We start from the raw sequence: 19,024 nt of genomic DNA, 5'->3' as shown, positions 1-19,024 counted from the left end.
GCGCCAGCCATATCTATGGGCGCGCGCTCCAGACACATCATGCTTTCTTGCCAAGTGTTAGCGCAACTGCAGTGCCCAATTTGTCCGACGTGATGTCGAGCGTAGCCCCGATGCCATGCGCTCGCGCTTTCATGTTCTTGAGACCGCGCCCCGCTTTTGGTGCGGGAGAACTTTGCATGCCTGCCCCATTATCGGCGACCACAATTTGGGCAATGTCGGGATCGCTCGAAGATCGCCGAATGTGCACTGAAATCGTGTCGCCGCCGGAATGTTTGAGCGCATTGGTCAATGCCTCCTGCAAAATCCGAAAGATTTGCAGGATTTCGCGCGGGCTTAGTTGCGGGAATTCAGGCGTGTCAGCATCGTTCCACTCAACCGTGAAACCGGCATCTTGAGCCCTAGGCACCACCCGCTTTTTGAAGATCGCTAGCGCCGACCTGAGGGATTCACCCACGGAATCCATGGAATCAATCATCAAACGCATCTCGTCGATGACCGACTGCAAACCATCGGCATAGTCTGAATGCTGACCGGTTCCGCGTTTGGCCATCATCATCATCGACATGAGATGACTGCCCAAACCATCATGCATGTCGCGCATGATACGCTGCCGCTCTTCATCCAGTGCCTGCTGTCGCACCAAACGCTTTTCGCGATCATGTGCGACCGCAAGCTCAGTTGTCCGCTCATCCAACTGCGACTGGAGCAAGGCGTTGATCTGTCCCGAAGATCGAAAGAGTGTCACCCGACGCGCAAAAAACGCAATTGCGATACCGATGATCAGAAATGGCTGTGCGCGGGTGACGTAGCCCATATTCAGGCTGGACGTGAATTCCGTAATTACCTGCAATCCAAGCAGACAAGCCAAAAGCAAAGCGATAGCAGCCTCAATATAGCGCTCTTCATGAAGGTCGCGAAAGTTCCACAAAAGCCGAACAGCTGTGGCCACAGAGAAGATCATGCCGCTCAACAGCAGCACCTCTCCTGCACGGTCATACCCCACCCCCAACTCGCTGGTCCAAAGCACATAGAGGGTTGCAAATATCGCGATAGCAAAGGTTGCGAGGGCCACGGGCATGATCCAGCGATAACGATCACGCGACCAAGCATTAGCCCATCCAAACCAGGCGAATTGCACCAGAATGCTGATGGCACAATAGTAGGCGATCCGGGTATGTCCGTCGAAAGGAGGGTCGGTCCAAAGGTAATAGTGATTGAGGACCGTAAGGCTGGAGCTTAGAATGAAGAGCCAGAACGCGCCGCCTTCGCGGCCCGAAATTACAAAGAAAATGAGGGAAAAGAGCGCCACCATGGCCATAGCTGCCGTGACGGCGTAGCTGTATCCGTTCGCTATGAATTCAGACCGCTCCATGTTGCTCTTGATATGGTCGTATTCCCCTAGCAGGGGCTTGAAGTAGTCGAAGTAGGGTATGCCTTCACGCACCATTATAAATGTGACTTCATTGGCGCCCGGTTTCAGAACGGAAGGCGAAACAAGGTATGTTGTCCTGAACAGGCTGTCATATGTGTGGCCGGGCATTTCCATCCGACCGGTGCCACCAACAAACGCGCCATTTACGTAGACGGTATAGTTATCTGCGCGAACATGCGGAGACAAACCCAGGCCTTTTTCGGGCACCGCATCAATGTCGAAACTGTATCGAAAAGCTCGGTACCCCGACGAACAGCAATGCCATGCGGGCATTTCGTCGATTGGTTCAAACTCGGCGGCGGCGACCGATGAAAAAGTTGGGTCTTCTAAGGCTGCCTCGGCAAAATCATACCCTGCAATCGTATCGAATTGAGGGTTTGGGGTACCGATCACAAGCGGCTTGACGAGCAACCAAAACAGCAGCTGCACTACCACGATCGCGATGGCCAACCGCGCCAGATTTGAAGAAGGGTTCAGTTGATCCCGCAATGTCCCCCAGATCATCTCTACCCTCTTTATGCACCGGACCGGCCTCGTAAAGCGCCGCACCGTTTATTCGCTACCACACTTATGGCGCCTGAGAACTTGAGTAACACCACAGATATGGTGTGACAAAAAAAGCTTAGAGTGAGCTCACCCGAATTGCGCCGCCTTTGAAAACGGGCCCATATTTATGGGGTTAGCAGAACTCTCGCATCCCCTACCTCCACGAAGCGAGGAAGTGCTCGCAGGTTTTAGGGAATTTGAGGGAAATGAAAAAGACAGCAATTGCAGTCATAGCGATGCTCAGCGTCGCCGCGTGCGGCCAAGGACCCGCAGAAGATGAAATCCTGCCAGGAAACTGGAAAATGTCAGCTGGAATGACAGAATTCGAAGTGCCGGGCGCCAGCGCGGATCAGGTCGAATTCTTCTCCAGCATGGTCGGAGAAATGTCGACGCAGGAACAATGTGTCACTCCAGAAGAGGCAAAGTTTGACCCAGCTGAAATGGGCCAAGCGTTCGCGCAAGGCGGCGACTGCACCTTGGGAGCGTTCGAGTTGGTCGACAGCAAGATTGCAGGCTCCATGTCTTGTGAAATGCCCGGTGGAGAGCGCTCCGATATTGCCATTACCGGCACGCTCGATCCTGAAAACTTCGCAATGTCCGCAACGACCGAGGTTTTTCAGGATTCCTTCCCTGGCGGGAAAGCCAATGTGACGATTGAAGTGAAGGGTGAGCGAATTGGTGATTGCTGATCAGGCCATTGCACCTGAGCGGCAAGCAAACGCTGCGCCATCGACATCATCTCCGATGCGCGCGGCGTTTGCCACTGCTTCGGTTCTCATTCTCACCGGCTGTCAGATCACTCCAATTGGATTCGAGCCAGTCCAAATAGGCGGCACTCTCGATGATGATGCTTGCCCCGGAGTGGGGTTGATAATCGCACCAGCTGAGGCACCCGACGAAGTGCCCGTCTATAACGGACCCGACTACGAAGCTGATGTAAAAGATGTCATTGCCACAGGTGATTATGTTTGGATGTGTGACACAGCCCACGCGGCAACCTGGCGAGGCATCTTATACTCGCACCGTGAAGACGACCGAATTGCCTGCGGGGTTTCCGGCGCGATTGAGAGAAGACAAGACTATCGCGGTGAATGCCGGCAGGGATGGATACCTGCTAAAAACATCGTCCTCTACGCTGGATAACCAGCCGCATCGATGGGCCTATTGGGGTATGTTTTCACAGGCCATTCGCTTTGCTGAATGTGACTGGCGCCGGACACTTGAGCCCTCTTTGATCATTGTAAAGTCGTAGAGGTAGCAATCGCCTGTCGCAGGGTCTTGGACTGCAATGGCGGCATCGCGGGTTTGGCCGATAACGATGCCGAGCGAGTTGCGCTTGGGCACCCAGCCACTGCGAATATGGATACGGCGGATAGTGTAGGGAATTCCCCCTGTTGCCCATGCCTGCCGGAATTGGTTTTCTGTCTGTCGGCTTTGCTGAATTGCAGGAGGCATTTGAACCGACGCGGCTTGCGCGATAACCTGAGCCTCGACGCGTTGGCGCGCTCCGGTGCGTGAGCCGCCATATTCAGCCATCGCGGCCTCTACGCTCTCCATAGCATTGATATACTGCTCATTATCCGGAAAGAACGTGACCGCTCCGTGCAGCATGACCTGCAAGATCAGCAGTTCATTGTATATCCTGTCACCAGCCCCCACGCCCCGCGTGTTCTTGGCAAACGTGATTTGACGCTCGATCCAATTTGGCGTGGAGCGGCCATCGAAATGGATTTTCATATCGCGCCAAAAGTCATCCATGCGCTCAGCTGGCAAGGCTCGATAACGACCGTTTGCCAAATTAGCTGCAAACTGATCAATATGGCTCAGATGCTCGCTTGCCGCTGCATCAACCGGGGCATTATCCTCGGGCGAAATCCAGTTGAAAGAGAAGTCCTCTAGCAATTGGTACCGGACTTCGTTCAATTCAGCCTCAAGCTCGTTGATCTGCTGCCGCCGTGTGCGGGGATCTTGAGCTGTTTCACGCTCGCTGAGCGCAGTCGCTCCTCTACCGACCCAACCGCCACGCGGTCGTGTTGGCAATTCTGGGATGCTCTGAGCAAAAGATACAACCGGCATATGATCGCTCGGCTCTGCTCCGCTCAAAGGCACGCAAAGCAAGAACAACGAACTGCTTCCAAGAAGGCGCCCAAGCATATCAAGTCTCCACTGATTTCAATCGCTCGAATGTGGGCCAAAATTGGGAACATGCCGAACCATAAACATGGTTCGATCTCAGGCAGAGCGCAGAAACTCTCGGTCAAAGTCCGCCTTTACTCCCGAGAGCCAACCATGATCGGCCCAGGAGATGCTTAGAAAGCGGCTGACCGGTGTGATCCTGTTTGTGCGCGAATTGATGGGGTAGGAAGGGCACATTCTTCTGTTTTTCGATGATGATCGAAATACATTTTTCGAACAAGTCGCGAAGGCCAAAGCGCAAATCATTCATCTCTATTGTTTCAATACATCAAAAGAGCTGAATTTTCGGTAGGCTTCGATGGTATTCACAGAAATGATCTGCAATTAGATTGATTGCGGCGTACTTCGACGAATTAAGCGCTCTGAAAGAAGGGTGCCGCAACTTAGATGCACCTTGCAAACTTATAAGGAATGCCTTATATGACTCGTCTGCCAATCGATGGATATCGAGGGAGCCATGGAAATGCTGACGCGGAGCTCGAAGCCTTGGGGGCAGATTGCTGCGAGAAGTTCATTAGATATGCATCCCGCATCACTTCAGGCAAACTGGATCACTGGAGCCTCCAGGCCTTTCACGAGCACAAGGACATTCCCACCTACAAAGCTGATTTCGGCAAGTTTCTGGCGCTGTTTTGTGTCGAAGACTATCCGGATCAGGGACTGTTGTTGACTCTTATGTTTGCGAGCAAGAATGATCAGATTCAACTGCCTGAAAAAACTGCGGAAATTGGAAAATCCGACCTGATGACCGCCGTTCGAGATCAAATTCTGATCCCTCGTCTCGAGGATTTCTTCCAATGAGCCCGTCCAACAAGAAGACTCGTAAGCCCAAACTGCCGGGAGCAAAGGCTAGGCCGGATCGACTGTCCGGGCTTGCTAAGACAATCGCTGCTCTCGAAGAGCATGACAGCAAACTAGCGGACAGTCTGCGAATTGCGGCGACGATCCGCGAAATGCGTACTGAAGCGGGCCTTTCGCAATCCGGACTGGGCAGTTTGCTTGGCGTCAGTCAGGCCCGGATCAGCGAACTGGAATCGGGGGACGGAGTTCACGGACCCTCGTACCTGTTGATGGAAAAGATTGCGATTGCTTGCGGGTCTCGCATCGAGCTTTCCGCCGATGAGCCTAAACAAGAAGGAGATGCCGAAATCAGTTCAGAGCCGTCGCTTTTTTCGCGCACTTTCCAACAGACCACTTCTGGTGTGAAGTCGAAGGTAAAGAGGAAAGTGATCGAACGGGCGAAATCCGGTGCAAACATCCGTATTCGCCTGAAGGCGTTCGACAAACGGGTTCTCGATGCAGCAATGGGAGAGATCGCCGATGCTGCGGTCAACAGCGGTGCTGTAATTCGCGGACCAATTCCCATGCCTTCACGGATCGAAAGGTTCACCGTTCCTCGCGAAGATGCGGCAGTTGCAACAACGACCGATGGGCTTGAAATCCGCACCTACAAGCGACTTCTGGACATTGTGCGACCAAATGCGGCTACTGTGCAGGCATTGACCATGCTCGAATTGAAAGGCGGGGTTGAAGTGGATGTTGCATCCGGAACCCACGGGAAGATGATCCACCGTGGCCAAAAGGGCATCTATACCAGCAAAGTTGCGAAGACCCGTATGGCCGGAAAGAAATTCGGATCGGGACACAAAGGGCTCGGTTCCAAGCGTCCATCCAAGGGGCAATGATGACTGAAGCGCACTGGTTACTGGCCAAGGAATTGCTCGGCCTTATTGGTTCTTTTCTTGTCACTCTACCATGGCTGTTCGATTTCTTTTCACGCGCTTCGCTCAAGAGCTTCATGCGGATAAGGACCGGACTGAAGGCGCAGAAAGCCGCCGCAGACAAGAAGGAGGCCTGGATCAGTGCACCGAAAACTAGAGACCTTTTTCTGACAGGCGCCGGCTTCGGCCTTATTGTCTGTTCCTTCGCAATCGGCGCCTGTCTTGCCCTCGCGAAACTTTAGAATTTTGTATCGAGACATCCAACTAAGCAGACGAAGGACCGGTGCGCTCGTCCAACACACCCGTGCAGCCCTAAACCGTCCCTCGCCGCTCCAATTCCTCCAGCAACTCGCGCAGCTGATCTTCGATAATCGCGCTGCTATCGCCGCCGCCATAGTTCAGGGCGCCGCTTGAAAAGGTGGTGCCGAATGTGTCGGAAAGCGTCTTCGTTTGCAGCAATCCGCTGGCGAAATCGCGCTGGGTTAGGCTGTCGAGCGGGTGGATGAAAGTGCTCCAGACAAGACCTTGCGCAACCGCATAGCGCGCATCCAGAGCGGTATCGAAATTGGCTTGCAGCAGCCGTGCCAGCGCGCCTTCGGGTAGCGCATTAGCTTGCGCAATCGGGGTGATGATCCGCATACGGCTGGCATTGGTATCGGTCACGACCAGCAGCATCGTTTCATCAATTGTGAGCTGCCAATTGTTGCCGGTGCGGGTGGCATCTTCATCCAGAGCGGCGATGACTTCGGCGATTTGGTCCAGCGCCGCTGCATTCTCCGGCGTCAATTCGGCAGGCGCATCATCGGGCTGCGCATCGAAGGATGGCGGGGGCGTAGGCGGGATCGGTGCCTCTTGCGCAGCGGCCATGGTGAGGGTGGGCCCGGTCAGCCCCAGCGCGCCCAGCATAATGATGACGCGGTGGGTGAATTGGTGCGGCTTTGCTGGCTTCACGGGCGGCCTCCTTTAGTTGATACGCCTACCCCCAAGTTCGCGCCGTACAGCCGCCGGGTTACATGCCCCCGAGTGCCATTTTCCTACATACGCGCAGCCTGCTAGGGGCCCCTCGCCTAACAAGAAAGCCCCGCCAGATAGCGGGGCTTTTGTAGGATGCTTGAGCTGTCTCAGACGTCAATTCTCGAAATCGAGCTTTCGTATGTACTTGCTCAACCAGATGAGGTCGCAAGTCAATGGACATCACTCGCCAGCAGCGTCACCAAACAATGGCGGGATGCTAGCATTCACGACACCGCCATCCACGGTCAGCGTCTCACCGATCACATAGTCGCCTGCGCGGCTGCACAGGTAAATCGCGGCGGCCGCCATATCTTCAGCAGAGCCAATACGCTTGGCAGGAATGTACTTGGCGCTGGTGTCCGGCGCGTTCTTAGCCGCCTTGTTCATTTCACTCGCAAACGCGCCGGGCGCAATTGAGGTCACGATGATGTTGTCTTGGATCAGGCGCGCAGCCATTCGGCGGGTGAGCTGGATCACCGCAGCCTTGGAAGCCTGATACGGATAGGTCTCCCACGGATTGATGCGCTGGCCGTCAATGGAGGAGACGTGGATCACCTTTGCCGGATGATCGCCCTTGCCGCCGGCAACCAGAAGATCGTGCAGTTTCTGGGTCAGGAAGAACGGGGTCTTCACATTCAAGTCCATCGTGCGATGCCAGCCCGCCTCACTGAACTCGAGGTAAGGCTGACCCCATGCAGCGCCTGCATTGTTGATGAGGATGTCGAGCTTGTCTTCGCGCTTCGCCATCTCCTCCGCCAGCGCGACCATGCCGTCCATCTGGCTTAGGTCAGCAGGGATGCCGATGACCTTGTCCGCGCCAAATTCTGCAATGGTTTCGTCCATCTGCTCAACCTTACGAGCCGAGATGTAGACGCGCGCGCAACCAGCTGCGAGCAGCCCTTCGACAAACATTTTGCCGATGCCGCGCGAACCGCCAGTTACCAAAGCAACACGGCCTTCGAGGCTAAAGAGATCTTGGATATTCATTGTGGTGTTACCCTTCTTAGTAGCCGCTTAGGTCTGCGACGCGGTTGGCGTGGAAATTGGCGTCGCCCAGAAACTCTTGCAATGCCCGGTCGCGCTTCATGTAAAGGCCGATATCATATTCATCGGTCATGCCGATACCGCCATGCATCTGCACGCCTTCTTTGACGGCGAGACCGGCGGCCTTTGCAACTTTAGCCTTGGCGACGCTTGTCATAAGGTCCGCACTTGGCGCGCCTTCATCGAGCAATTGCTGCGCTTTGATAGTTACAGCGCGGGCGATCTCAACTTCGGAATAGAGGTGGCTGGCGCGGTGCTGCAGCGCCTGAAACTCACCGATCAGCTGGCCGAATTGCTTGCGCTGTTTGAGGTAGTCGATGGTCATATCCATCGCGCCGCGCGCAACGCCAACGCCTTCAGCAGCTGCACCGATGCGGCCAGCATTGAGCATCGCATTGAGCACTTCGCGGCCACCATCAACCTCGCCAATGACCGCATCGCCATCCAGCTCGACGCCGTCAAACTTGGTGTGCGTTGCCATCGAGCTGTCGACCAAGCGGACAGCGTCATGGCTCATATTGGCAGCGTCTTTGGGCACGGCGAACAGGGTGATCCCGTCTTCATCATCGTCATTGCCCGATGTGCGCGCAGCGACCACCAGCATATCAGCGCTCGCGCCTTGAATGACGAAGCTTTTAGAGCCGGTCAGCTTGAAGCCATTGCCCGACTTTTCGGCCTTTGTGGTGATGCGGATGGGCCTGTGTTTCGCAGTTTCATCGACCGCCACAGCAAAGACACTGTCACCCTCGATCAGGCCCGGAAGATAGCGCCCTTTAAGGTCGTTTGATCCATGTTTGAGCGCGGTTGCGGCCAAGACGGAGGAGGTCAGGAACGGCGAAGGGGTCAGGTTGCGGCCGATCTCTTCGAGCACGATGCCCGCCTCAACATTGCCCATGCCAAGCCCGCCATCATCCTCGTCAACGAGCATTCCGGTGAAGCCCATTTCGGCAAATTGCTTCCAAAGCGCATGGCCAAATCCATCCGGGCAATCGCGGTCGCGCCAGTGGCGCAGTTGCTTCGCGATATTGCCTTCATCGGCCATGAAGCCGCTTGCGGTGTCCGCCAACATGGCCTGATCTTCAGTATGATAAAGGGGCATGTGTGCCTCGTTCCTCTCAAGGGGGATTGTTATTGAGGCCGCGCCTCATTGGTCGGGCGCGGCCTGGATGTTTTGCTCGTTTAGGAGCCTGGCAGTTCGAGAATGCGCTTCGAAATCACATTCAGCATCACTTCCGAAGTGCCGCCTTCGATTGAGTTTGCCTTGGTCCGAAGCCAGTTGCGCGATGGCTTACCACCACTCGTGTCATCGCTTTCCCATTCGAGACTGCGCAAGCCACCGGCGCTCATCATCAACTCGTGACGGCGCTTGTTGAGCTCGGTCCCGACATATTTCATCATGTTGGGCTGCGCCGGGTGACCTTTGCCAGACTTCATCTCGTCCATGAATTTCTCAGCCATTGCAGTGAAGGCCAGAGCGTCCACATCAAACAAAGCAAGCTCACTGCGAAGGATCGGATCAAGGTCATCGCCGGTTTTGCCAGCATGACGCTTCATCGCGGAACCAATGGCAGCCGTGCGCTCACCGCCGCCCATGCCAGAGATCATCTCACGCTCATGGCCAAGCAGGTATTTCGCAACGTCCCAGCCGCGATTGATTTCACCGACATAGCCGGGGCAATCTTCGCCATAGCTTTTGGGCACAGGGACATTGTCCATAAAGGTTTCGCAGAACGGGCTGTTGCCGCTGATCAACAAGATCGGCTTGGTTGAAACGCCCTCACCCGCCATGTCGAACAGCATGAAGGTGATGCCTTTATACTTGTCTTCCTTGTCCGTGCGGACGAGGCAAAAGATCCAGTCGGCCTGGTCAGCGTAAGAAGTCCAGATTTTCTGGCCATTGACGATCCAGTGATCGCCCTTGTCCTCGCCAAAGGTCTGCATGGAGACAAGGTCCGAACCGCTGCCAGGCTCCGAGTAACCCTGACACCAGCGGATCTCGCCGCGGGCGATTTCATTGAGGAAGCGTTTTTTCTGGCCCTCAGTGCCAAACTTCAAAAGCGCCGGGCCAAGCATCCAGATGCCGAAACTCGAAAGCGGAGGACGCGCGCCAATCGCAGCCATTTCCTGCCGCAGCACTTTGGCTTCGGGAGCTGACAAGCCCGCGCCGCCATATTCTTTAGGCCAAGACGGAACGGTGTAGCCTTTGTCACGGCAAACCTCGAACCACGCTTTTTGCGCGTCATTTTTGAACGTCGCGCGGCGACCGCCCCAATAGACATCGGCGTCATCGCGAACAGGCTGGCGCATCTCGGCTGGGCAATTCGCTTCAAGCCAGCTGCGTGTTTCTTGGCGGAATGTTTCCAGATCGGACATGGATGCCGACTCCTCTCAAATTAAGCTCCCACTTGACGCTTACGTTATCGTTATTTGCGCGCAAGCTGCAAGCATATCTCGACCGATTGCCTATGCCGTAGCGTCAGCGGCTTTCCGTTGACGGCACGCGCCGCTCAGGTAGGTTGCAAATCGGGATTGAGAGAGGAATTTCGATGCGATTCTCCAGGAAAACCGTGGTCGTTACAGGCGCTGCTTCCGGCATTGGAGAGGCAAGCGCCAAGCTGTTTGCACGCGAAGGAGCCACCGTCTTTGCCAGCGATATCAACCGCGAAGGCGGCGAGGCATTGGCAGCGAGCTCAGATGGGGACATGCGGTTCGTCTACTGCGATGTGAATGACACCGCTTCGATCAAAGCGCTGATGGATCACGCAGCCGCTGAGACGGGCGGTATCGATGTGGTGCTTAACAATGCTGCTGCTGGCGGCGCGCGTCCACCCATCGATGAAATTGAACCGGATGAGTGGGACGGGACAATGGACTTGGTCCTTCGCTCAGTCGCATTTGGCATCCGTTATGCGGCTCCACATATGAAGGGCCGCAAGGGCGCAAGTATCGTCAATATTTCCAGCGTTGCAGCCGTTGGGCCGGGCTACTCTCCCACCGCTTATGCCGTGGGGAAAGCGGGCGTGCTGCACCTGTCCAAATGCGCAGCCACTGATTTGGCGCAGTATGGGATTCGCGTGAATGCCGTGCAGCCGGGCTTCATCAACACCAACATCTTCACGACGTCGCTTGACGTCCCAGATGAGATGAAGGGCATGGCCAACGCTGCAATTGCACAAATGTCGTCCAACGCTCAGCCCGTGGCGCGCGGCGGGCAGCCGCTCGATATCGCCGAGGCGGTGGCCTATTTGGCGAGCGAGGCAGCAAGCTTCGTCACGGGCACTTCCATTATCGTCGATGGTGGCCTGACCACGGGTCCGCGCCACTCGTGGGATGCGGAAGAACCCGGCATGTTCGAAGCACTCGAAGCGATGGAAGCGCAAGCCAAAGCTGCTTCAGAAGGAGGAGCCGCCTAATGGGCTTGGTGATGGGCAAACTACCCATGCGCCTAAAGCTGATCCACGGCTTTGGCGCGGTGGCCTTCGGGGTGAAAGATACCGGCTTTCAGTTTTTCCTTCTGTTCTTTTACAGCCAAGTGATGGGCATGGATGCCGGGCTCGTAAGCCTTGCTCTGCTATGCGCGCTATTGATCGATGCCGTTATCGATCCGATCCTTGGGAACCTATCAGACCGAACCTATACCAAATGGGGCAGGCGCCTTCCTTGGCTGTACGCCGCTCCAATTCCCTTGGCCTTTGCATGGGTGATGATGTGGTCGCCTGTTGGCGGAGAAGCGCCAACATTCTTAGGCTTGCTGGGCATTGCAGTGGTCGTGCGCATTTTGCTTTCCGCTTGCGAAGTGCCCTCCATCTCGCTGCTGCCCGAAATCACTAACGACTATGACGAACGAACAACGCTGTTCCGCTTCCGATATATTTGTGGTTGGCTTGGCGGTATCTTGATGATGGTGCTCGCCTACACCGTATTCATGGCGGGCGAAGACGGCCTTCTCAATCGAGAGGGATACAGAGGTTGGGCAATCACAGGTGGATGCTTAATTATCCTGTCTGTGATGGGTTCAGCATGGGGGCAGCACAAGCTGGTGGCCCACTTGCCAGATACAAAGCCCCCGCCCTTCACCATCAAAGCGTGTTTCGAGGAGATATTTGAAGCGTTCCGCGAGCGGGCTTTCCTGATATTCGCAGCCGGCGGACTAGCGGCCTATGTCAATCAAGGGCTGACCTTCTCACTCACTAACTATTTGACGCTTTATGTGTGGAGGCTGGATACAGCGCCAATTCCCTTCCTACCCGAAAGCGTGACCGCGCTCAGCCTATATCCGCTGGCGCTATTCCTATCCGCGATCCTGATGTTCTTTGTTGTGGGGCCGATGCATAAGCATTTCGGCAAACCGAAGAGCGCAGCGCTGTCTGCCATTGGAACGGTCGTGTTTACGCTGGTCCCTTACATGGCGCTTTATATGGGGGTTTGGCCACCTCTGGACACCGCCGTTTCCGGCCTAACGCTTCTGTTCCTGCTGATCATCGGCAACACGCTGGGCATCGTGGTCCTGATTTCAGCAAGTTCAATGATAGCCGAAATTGTCGAGGCTTATTTGGAACGGACCGGTCGGCGCGCGGAAGGTGCGTTCTATTCTGGCAATTGGTTGATCCAGAAATGCGCGACTGGGCTTGGTATATTCCTGACCGGTCAGGTCCTTTCGTTCATCAGCTTTTCGCGCGATGCCGCACCGGGCGAAGTGCCCGATGCGACAATTGGCAGCCTGATCCTGTTTTATGCGTTAGCGACATCTATCCTTATGGCGATCGCTGGGTTCTGGCTGGGCCGCTTCCCCATCAATCGCGAAGACCACGAGGCACGGGTTAGTGCACTGGCGGCTGCAAAGAATTGAACTGACACAGGCAAAAGATAGCTTGGCGGCGCCAACACGCTCTGCCACGGTCAAGCACAATAAATTCGACTTCAAATCTAAAGAATAGAGAGGAACACCCCCATGGATTTCCAACCCACCGAACGTCAGGTCTATTGGCGCGACCGCGTGCGCGATTTCATTGAAACGCATGTGCGCCCCGAGATGGACACTTATAAAGCGCAGGATGCCGAGGGCGATCGCTGGAAAGTCATCCAGATCATCGAAGACAAAAAGAAGCTCGCCAAGGATGCGGGCATCTGGAATCTCTTCATGCCGCCACGCAATGACGGTCATCACCACGTCGAAGAAACGTTCGAGTTCGAAGGCCCCGGCCTCACCAATCTCGAATATGCTCTGTGCGCTGAAGAAATGGGCCGGATTGGCTGGGCCTCGGAAGTGTTCAATTGCTCCGCGCCCGACACCGGCAACATGGAAGTGTTCCACCGCTACGGTACGATTGAGCAGAAAGAGCAGTGGCTTCGCCCGCTGATGAACGGCGAAATCCGTTCTGCCTTCCTTATGACGGAACCATTCACCGCTTCATCTGACGCGACAAACATCGAAACGCGGATGGAACGCGACGGTGATCACTACGTCATCAATGGCCGCAAATGGTGGTCATCAGGTCTGGGCGATCCACGTTGCAAAGTTTCCATTGTGATGGGTAAGACCGACACGTCAGCTGGCCGCCATGCTCAGCAATCCATGCTCCTCATGCCAAATGACGCACCGGGCGTGAACATCATTCGCCACCTTCCAGTCTTTGGCTATGACGATGCACCGCACGGCCACATGGAAGTCGAAATGAAGGACGTTCGCGTTCCTGTTACCAACATGCTTTTGGGCGAAGGTCGCGGGTTTGAGATCGCGCAAGGCCGCCTCGGCCCTGGCCGTATCCACCACTGCATGCGCACCATCGGCGTTGCTGAAGAAGCGCTGGCGAAGATGTGCAAGCGTCTGCAAGAGCGCGAAGCTTTCGGAAAGCCGATCTACAAGCATTCGGTTTGGGAAGAGCGCGTGGCGCGTGCCCGCATTGATATCGACATGACCCGTCTGCTCTGCCTGAAAGCGGCTGATATGATGGACAAGGTCGGCAACAAGTCCGCCAAGCAAGAAATCGCGATGATCAAGGTTCAAGCGCCGAACATGGCTCTGAAAATCATCGACGATGCCATCCAGGCCCATGGCGGTGGCGGCGTGTCGAATGATTATGGCCTTGCCAATGCCTATGCTCACCAGCGCACTCTGCGTCTCGCGGATGGTCCTGATGAAGTTCACGCCCGCTCGATTGCGCGCATGGAGTTCGGCAAGCATGTTCCTGAGGAAGGTCCAACCGCCAATGCTCTTCGCAAAGGCGGTCAAGCGGCCAATGACGCAGGCGGCTTTAGCTCCGGCGACATGGGCGCAACGCGCTAAGCTCTGATCGGCCAGGAGGGGGCAAGAATGGCAAAAGCAGCAATCCTGGAAACTCCGGGTGAAGGCTTGGTGATCGGCGATATCGAAATCGCCGATCCCATGCCGCATGAGGTTCTGATCGACACAAAGGCTTGTGGCCTGTGCCATTCAGACTTGCACTTCATTGACGGAGCCTACCCGCATGCCATGCCGTGCGTGCCGGGCCACGAAGCCGCCGGCGTCGTTCGCGCGGTTGGTTCTGAAGTCAGAACGGTAAAACCGGGGGACCACGTCGTCTCCTGCCTCAGCGCGTTTTGCGGCACCTGCGAGTTTTGCGTGACGGGACGCATGGCTCTCTGCCTTGGCGGAGCGACGCGTCGCGGTAAGACTGATGCACCGCGGCTCTCTCGAGGCGGTGGTGAGACGGTCAATCAGATGCTCAATCTGTCCGCTTTGTCTGAGCAAATGCTGATCCACGAGAATGCCTGTGTTGCGATCGACAAAGACATGCCTCTCGACCGGGCAGCCGTGATTGGTTGCGCGGTGACGACGGGTGCCGGAACCATCTTCAACGCCTGTAAAGTGACACCAGGTGAAACCGTGCTGGTGGTTGGCTGCGGCGGGGTTGGTTTGGCGACCATCAACGCGGCCAAGATCGCAGGCGCAGGCAAAGTCATTGCGGCAGACCCATTGCCTGAGAAACGAGCACTAGCAGAAGCCTTGGGCGCAACTCACACTGTTGATGCCATGGCAGAAGACGTGGTCAAGCAGATCATGGCGATCTCTGGCGGCGGCGTTGATTGGGGCATCGAAGCGGTTGGCCGTCAGGCTTCTGCTGACCTAGCAGTTGCCTCGCTGCGCCGTGGCGGCACCGCCGTCATCCTCGGCATGATGCCGCTGGATTGCAAAGTGGGCCTAGGCGCCATGGACCTGCTTGGCGGCAAGAAGTTGATGGGCGCGATCATGGGGATGAACCACTTCCCTGTCGATCTGCCCCGGCTCGTGGATTTCTACATGCGCGGCCTTCTCGACCTCGACACGATCATCGCTGAGCGTATCGGGCTTGATGATGTGAATGCTGGTTTCGATAAAATGCGCGCAGGGAGCCACGCGAGAAGCGTGGTGATGTTCGACTGATGGATATTGATTTCGACAAAGAAATGGTCGGCACGGTTGAAGTGCCAGAGGCGGACAAGCTCGACCTTGGGAAACTGAACGCTTGGTTTGAAGCCAATGTTGAAGGTTTTGAAGGGCCAATCAGCTACACGAAGTTTAAGGGCGGGCAGTCCAACCCGACTTACAAGATAGAGACGCCAGCAGCGAACTATGTGCTGCGACGCCAGCCTTTTGGCAAATTGCTGCCTAGCGCTCATGCGGTCGACCGTGAATATGCGGCGATGACAGGGCTGCACCCAACCGGCTTTCCCGTGCCAAAGACCTATGGTCTTTGCAAAGATCCTGAAGTCCTCGGCTCCAAGTTTTTCGTGATGAGCATGGCTGATGGCCGCTCCTTATGGAACGGTGCTTTACCGGGTCTGGAGCCTGATGAACGCCGCGCGCATTATCACGCGTTGATTGACACGATTGCCGATATGCACCTCAATAAGCCGGAAGAGATCGGCCTAGGTGATTATGGCAAGCCAACTGATTATTGCGCCCGTCAGATCGCCCGCTGGTCCAAGCAGTACAAGCTGTCTGAAACCGAGCACATGCCGCAGATGGAGCGATTGATTGAATGGCTCCCCCAGACAATCCCTCCGCAGCACGAAAGCTCTGTGGTCCATGGCGATTACCGGCTCGACAATGTGATCTTTCATAAGACCGAGCCCCGCATCATCGCCGTGCTCGATTGGGAATTATCGACGCTCGGCGATCCGATTGCAGATTTCAGCTATCTCATGCTTAACTGGTTCCAACCTGCCGATGGTCGCGCGGGGTTGCTTGGGCTTGATTTGGAAAAGCTTGGCATTCCTACGGTTGAGCAAGCGGTGGAGCGTTATGTTGCCCGCACTGGCTATCCTGTCCCGCCGATGGATTGGTACTTTGCCTATAATCTGTTCCGGCTTGCTGGGATTATGCAGGGGATCAAGAGGCGCGTTATTGATGGCACGGCTTCGTCAGCCCATGCAAAGAGCATGAGCGACCGTGTGGCACCACTGGTAGATCGGGCCTATCAATTTGCTCTTGCGGCCGGAATGCCGGAATAGTCAGAAACGCGAGCCGAGTGATATCAACGCGCCTACATCGTCAGGCGCGCTGCGATAATGGCCAGGTTCGCGGCGGTAGAAGGCGCTGACACCCAATGTGCCGAACGAAAGCGCTCCGGTCCAGTTGATCTCTCCCATCAGTTCGCGCCCCTCGGGTGAAAGCGATAGGTGTTGCCGTCCCAAAATCGCGCTTTCGCTCGTATAATCATAGGCAATAGGCAGATCGAATTGGATCGCGCCGCCTTCCACGCGCAAGGGTTGGCTAAGGCGTAGTCCAAAACTGTCGCTTTCAATGAAGGTGCTGCGCCGGGTCACATCGAGCGACCACGATTGAGTTAGGATTTGCGAGCCCTCCCCAATCAAATCACCGCCATGCGGACGCGTTATTCCACCGCGATAAGCCGCACCCACACGCCAATGCGCGCCCACTCGCATTGATACTCTGCCATCAAGAAAGAGCGTATCTGAGCCTCGAAGGCCAAACGCAGAATTAAAATGCGCGCCCAGCAGCGTGCCGTCCTCAGCCAGCCAAGATAGCGCAAGGCTCGCGTCAACATCCTGCCAGGACCGGTCCGCTGCAAGGCCAATCGTTGATGTCGGTCGGTGTTCTCTAACGCCAAATATCACATCATTCGCGCGGCGGTTGTTACCGAGCCATGCTTGCCCACGCTCGGCCGAAACGCTTAATCCCCATGCGCCCACTTCAATGCGAGTGGCTGCGGCAACATCGGCTGCCTGCTGAAATCCAGTATCAAGGCCTGCCTCGGGAGAGATCAGAAAGGCTGGGCGATCTGCGCCTTGCATCTGGGCGACAAGACCTACGGCACTTTGCGAAAGGGCGAACCCAATCTGACTTTCAGGCGCTATAGTTGCCACCACGCGGGCGGCCAGTACGCGGGCAGCTGCGGCATCATCGGAGGATAGCTGTAATTGCTCGGCCCAACCAAGGCCTGCCGCTCTGTCACCTTCACCGACGGTTACCGCGAAAGAAAAGTCTCGATTGCCCGCGCTCATTGCATGGCCATTGCGCTCAACCGCCCCGTGCAATCGCGGGATTGCAGCAGCGCCATGCGAACGCTGGGCTAAATCAATCTTATAGGCCCGCTCATACTCATCAGTAACAATTGTATTCAAAGTGCTCTGTGAAAATGCATCTCCCATAGCGGTTGAGCCCACTGCAAAATCGTCGCCAACAACCAGTTTCCTTGATGTCCCGGCAATGGAGGTCGCCCCTTTGGGCTGGAATGCTGCTGCGATATCAAGGAGCCCCGTCCCATAGGTCTGGTCTGGACCCGCTGCACCCACATCTCGCGCGGAATCGAGCAAGATCGACACGATCTGTTCGCCTGTAAGGTTGGGGAAGGCCTGCGCCAGCAATGCCGCAGCCCCTGCCACTTGCGGCGCTGCAAAACTGGTTCCGGAAAAAAGCGTTAGATATTCCTGACCGTCGATCGTTTCGACGAACAGCTCACCATCCTCATAAACGCAACAAATCCGCTCACCACGCGCGGAAATGAAGGATGTTGCGGCTGTCCCTGCGCGATTGCTGAAACCCGAAAAACCGCCATTCACATTTACCGACCCAACGATGATTACATTGCCACCACCAGCTGCAAGCAAACTCGCGGCGAACGGATCGGGCTGCGATGGATCGATCTCGGGATCGGCTCCATTCCCGCCATTGCCAGCGGCAACTACCAACACGATACCCGCACTGGCCGCCCGCTCTACGGCTGACAGCAGACTGGGTGACGCCTCCTCCCCACCCAAGCTCAAATTGACGACGCTTGCGCCCGTCTGGATCGCCAAGTCGATCCCTTGTGCAATCGCCGTGTCAGTGAAGAGGCAATTGAGGCTCGCATTCTGCGGGGTATCAGTACCACACGAACCCGGCATATCGGCTCTGATCGCAAGCACCTGCGCATCGAACGCGGAGCCCAGCACGCCAAGATTATCACGTGCTCCTGCGGCGATCAGCGCTACATTCGTGCCGTGGTCATCCTCTGGATCAATTCCGCGATTGCCAGCAACATCGCGCGAATTGGGATGGATGCGTCCTGCAAACTCGGCGCTGTCGCTGTCGATCCCGGTGTCGATGACCGCGATAATCTGCCCCTCCCCAGTAGCTCCATCACGCCACGCCGCATCAGCCCCATGAAAGGCAGGTCCATCAGAGCGGCGAAACTCAGCCGTATCGAAGTTTGTGGGCGGAGGCGGAGGTGGCGGGGGAGGAGGAGAAGGCAGTGGCGCTTGCGCCGATAGCGTTTGAACGCCTTCTCCAGCACCTCCGCAAGCGCTTAGCGTCGCGCAAATCGCCGCACTGGCCACTACCTTCCAACTGATTGGCGGGGTCGTTTTGGATGCCGTGTTTGCAGATTTCCTGGTCGAATTGATTGTTCGAGGCATGTGGGCTTATCCTTTGCGACTACCCCCTTCTCCGACATGCCACCGCCAGTTCGCCAATAGGCTTACGCACCCATCAGCGACATCACGTATCAGTGCCGCCAGCCCACCGGACGGGCCCATGTCCGATCGCTCATCAATGCACAGCCTTGCCGCGCTACGCTGGTGCGGCTAGCAGCGCTGAGAACTTGCAAGA

16 protein-coding genes and 2 pseudogenes are annotated in these 19,024 nt (G+C 56.1%); 11 read left to right on the top strand and 7 right to left on the bottom strand.

Translation table 11 applies throughout. From position 1 onward, the window contains the following. Nucleotides 1–37 precede the first annotated feature (37 nt). On the bottom strand, nucleotides 38–1,936 hold the full coding sequence (locus tag AC0V6N_RS01255; protein WP_486169778.1) for a sensor histidine kinase: 1,899 nt from the start codon (nucleotides 1,934–1,936) through the stop codon (nucleotides 38–40). 248 nt (nucleotides 1,937–2,184) lie between these two features. On the opposite strand from AC0V6N_RS01255, the gene AC0V6N_RS01250 reads away from it, so the two are divergent. Both AC0V6N_RS01250 and AC0V6N_RS01245 read left to right on the top strand, forming a co-directional pair. Beyond that, nucleotides 2,185–2,667, top strand: coding sequence for a DUF3617 domain-containing protein (locus tag AC0V6N_RS01250; protein WP_486169777.1), 483 nt, complete (start codon nucleotides 2,185–2,187; stop codon nucleotides 2,665–2,667). Further along, the gene (locus tag AC0V6N_RS01245; RefSeq protein WP_486169776.1) at nucleotides 2,645–3,121 is read left to right on the top strand and encodes a hypothetical protein; all 477 of its coding nucleotides are present in this window, start codon (nucleotides 2,645–2,647) and stop codon (nucleotides 3,119–3,121) included. Before AC0V6N_RS01250 ends, AC0V6N_RS01245 begins: the two co-directional genes overlap by 23 nt. Nucleotides 3,122–3,139: 18 nt before the next feature. Here the strand turns inward: AC0V6N_RS01245 and AC0V6N_RS01240 are convergent, their stop codons facing one another. Beyond that, nucleotides 3,140–4,054 carry a hypothetical protein gene (locus tag AC0V6N_RS01240; protein WP_486169775.1) on the bottom strand — a complete coding sequence of 305 codons (915 nt, stop codon included), beginning with the start codon at nucleotides 4,052–4,054 and terminating at the stop codon, nucleotides 3,140–3,142. Between the two features lie 531 nt (nucleotides 4,055–4,585). Between AC0V6N_RS01240 and AC0V6N_RS01235 the strand changes: the two genes are divergently transcribed. The 4 genes and pseudogenes from AC0V6N_RS01235 (at nucleotide 4,586) to AC0V6N_RS01220 (ending at nucleotide 6,137) form a co-directional block, all read left to right on the top strand. Then, nucleotides 4,586–4,975: a hypothetical protein gene (locus AC0V6N_RS01235; RefSeq protein ID WP_486169774.1), complete on the top strand. Its 390-nt coding sequence runs from the start codon at nucleotides 4,586–4,588 to the stop codon at nucleotides 4,973–4,975. Beyond that, nucleotides 4,972–5,268: pseudogene (locus AC0V6N_RS01230) on the top strand (helix-turn-helix transcriptional regulator); the annotation flags it as partial. The gene AC0V6N_RS01235 and the pseudogene AC0V6N_RS01230, both read left to right, overlap by 4 nt. 135 nt (nucleotides 5,269–5,403) lie before the next feature. After that, nucleotides 5,404–5,715, top strand: a pseudogene (rpsJ, locus tag AC0V6N_RS01225) (30S ribosomal protein S10); the annotation flags it as partial. Nucleotides 5,716–5,855: 140 nt separating this feature from the next. After that, nucleotides 5,856–6,137, top strand: a complete 282-nt coding sequence (locus AC0V6N_RS01220) for a hypothetical protein (RefSeq protein WP_486169773.1) — start codon at nucleotides 5,856–5,858, stop codon at nucleotides 6,135–6,137. A 70-nt stretch (nucleotides 6,138–6,207) separates the two neighbouring features. Here the strand turns inward: AC0V6N_RS01220 and AC0V6N_RS01215 are convergent, their stop codons facing one another. The 4 genes from AC0V6N_RS01215 to AC0V6N_RS01200 all read right to left on the bottom strand — a co-directional run bounded on the left by AC0V6N_RS01215 (nucleotide 6,208) and on the right by AC0V6N_RS01200 (nucleotide 10,326). Next, nucleotides 6,208–6,846, bottom strand: a complete 639-nt coding sequence (locus AC0V6N_RS01215; RefSeq protein ID WP_486169772.1) for a hypothetical protein — start codon at nucleotides 6,844–6,846, stop codon at nucleotides 6,208–6,210. Between the two features lie 243 nt (nucleotides 6,847–7,089). Then, a complete protein-coding gene (locus AC0V6N_RS01210) occupies nucleotides 7,090–7,896 on the bottom strand; it encodes an SDR family oxidoreductase (RefSeq protein WP_486169771.1) in 807 nt (268 codons plus the stop codon). 16 nt (nucleotides 7,897–7,912) lie between these two features. Then, nucleotides 7,913–9,052 (bottom strand): acyl-CoA dehydrogenase family protein, encoded by a 1,140-nt coding sequence (locus AC0V6N_RS01205; RefSeq protein WP_486169770.1) that lies wholly within the window; start codon nucleotides 9,050–9,052, stop codon nucleotides 7,913–7,915. Nucleotides 9,053–9,132: 80 nt separating this feature from the next. Beyond that, the gene (locus AC0V6N_RS01200) at nucleotides 9,133–10,326 is read right to left on the bottom strand and encodes an acyl-CoA dehydrogenase family protein (RefSeq protein ID WP_486169769.1); all 1,194 of its coding nucleotides are present in this window, start codon (nucleotides 10,324–10,326) and stop codon (nucleotides 9,133–9,135) included. Nucleotides 10,327–10,499: 173 nt separating this feature from the next. On the opposite strand from AC0V6N_RS01200, the gene AC0V6N_RS01195 reads away from it, so the two are divergent. From AC0V6N_RS01195 to AC0V6N_RS01175, 5 genes are all read left to right on the top strand, one after another. Further along, nucleotides 10,500–11,366: an SDR family NAD(P)-dependent oxidoreductase gene (locus tag AC0V6N_RS01195; RefSeq protein ID WP_486169768.1), complete on the top strand. Its 867-nt coding sequence runs from the start codon at nucleotides 10,500–10,502 to the stop codon at nucleotides 11,364–11,366. An 11-nt stretch (nucleotides 11,367–11,377) separates the two neighbouring features. After that, complete coding sequence (locus AC0V6N_RS01190) at nucleotides 11,378–12,802, top strand: MFS transporter (RefSeq protein WP_486169767.1); 1,425 nt, start codon at nucleotides 11,378–11,380, stop codon at nucleotides 12,800–12,802. 102 nt (nucleotides 12,803–12,904) lie between these two features. Next, nucleotides 12,905–14,239, top strand: a complete 1,335-nt coding sequence (locus AC0V6N_RS01185; protein WP_486169766.1) for an acyl-CoA dehydrogenase family protein — start codon at nucleotides 12,905–12,907, stop codon at nucleotides 14,237–14,239. Nucleotides 14,240–14,266: 27 nt separating this feature from the next. Continuing rightward, the gene (locus AC0V6N_RS01180; protein WP_486169765.1) at nucleotides 14,267–15,355 is read left to right on the top strand and encodes a Zn-dependent alcohol dehydrogenase; all 1,089 of its coding nucleotides are present in this window, start codon (nucleotides 14,267–14,269) and stop codon (nucleotides 15,353–15,355) included. Further along, nucleotides 15,355–16,425, top strand: coding sequence for a phosphotransferase family protein (locus tag AC0V6N_RS01175; protein WP_486169764.1), 1,071 nt, complete (start codon nucleotides 15,355–15,357; stop codon nucleotides 16,423–16,425). The genes AC0V6N_RS01180 and AC0V6N_RS01175 overlap by 1 nt, the downstream gene beginning before the upstream one ends. Here the strand turns inward: AC0V6N_RS01175 and AC0V6N_RS01170 are convergent, their stop codons facing one another. After that, nucleotides 16,426–18,831, bottom strand: a complete 2,406-nt coding sequence (locus AC0V6N_RS01170; RefSeq protein WP_486169763.1) for a S8 family peptidase — start codon at nucleotides 18,829–18,831, stop codon at nucleotides 16,426–16,428. Nucleotides 18,832–19,024 lie beyond the last annotated feature (193 nt).

It is taken from the genome of Erythrobacter sp. S57(2025) (genome assembly GCF_057365055.1).
The sequence above is the reverse complement of the archived record's forward strand: the minus strand, read 5'-3'. Positions and strand labels throughout refer to the sequence as shown.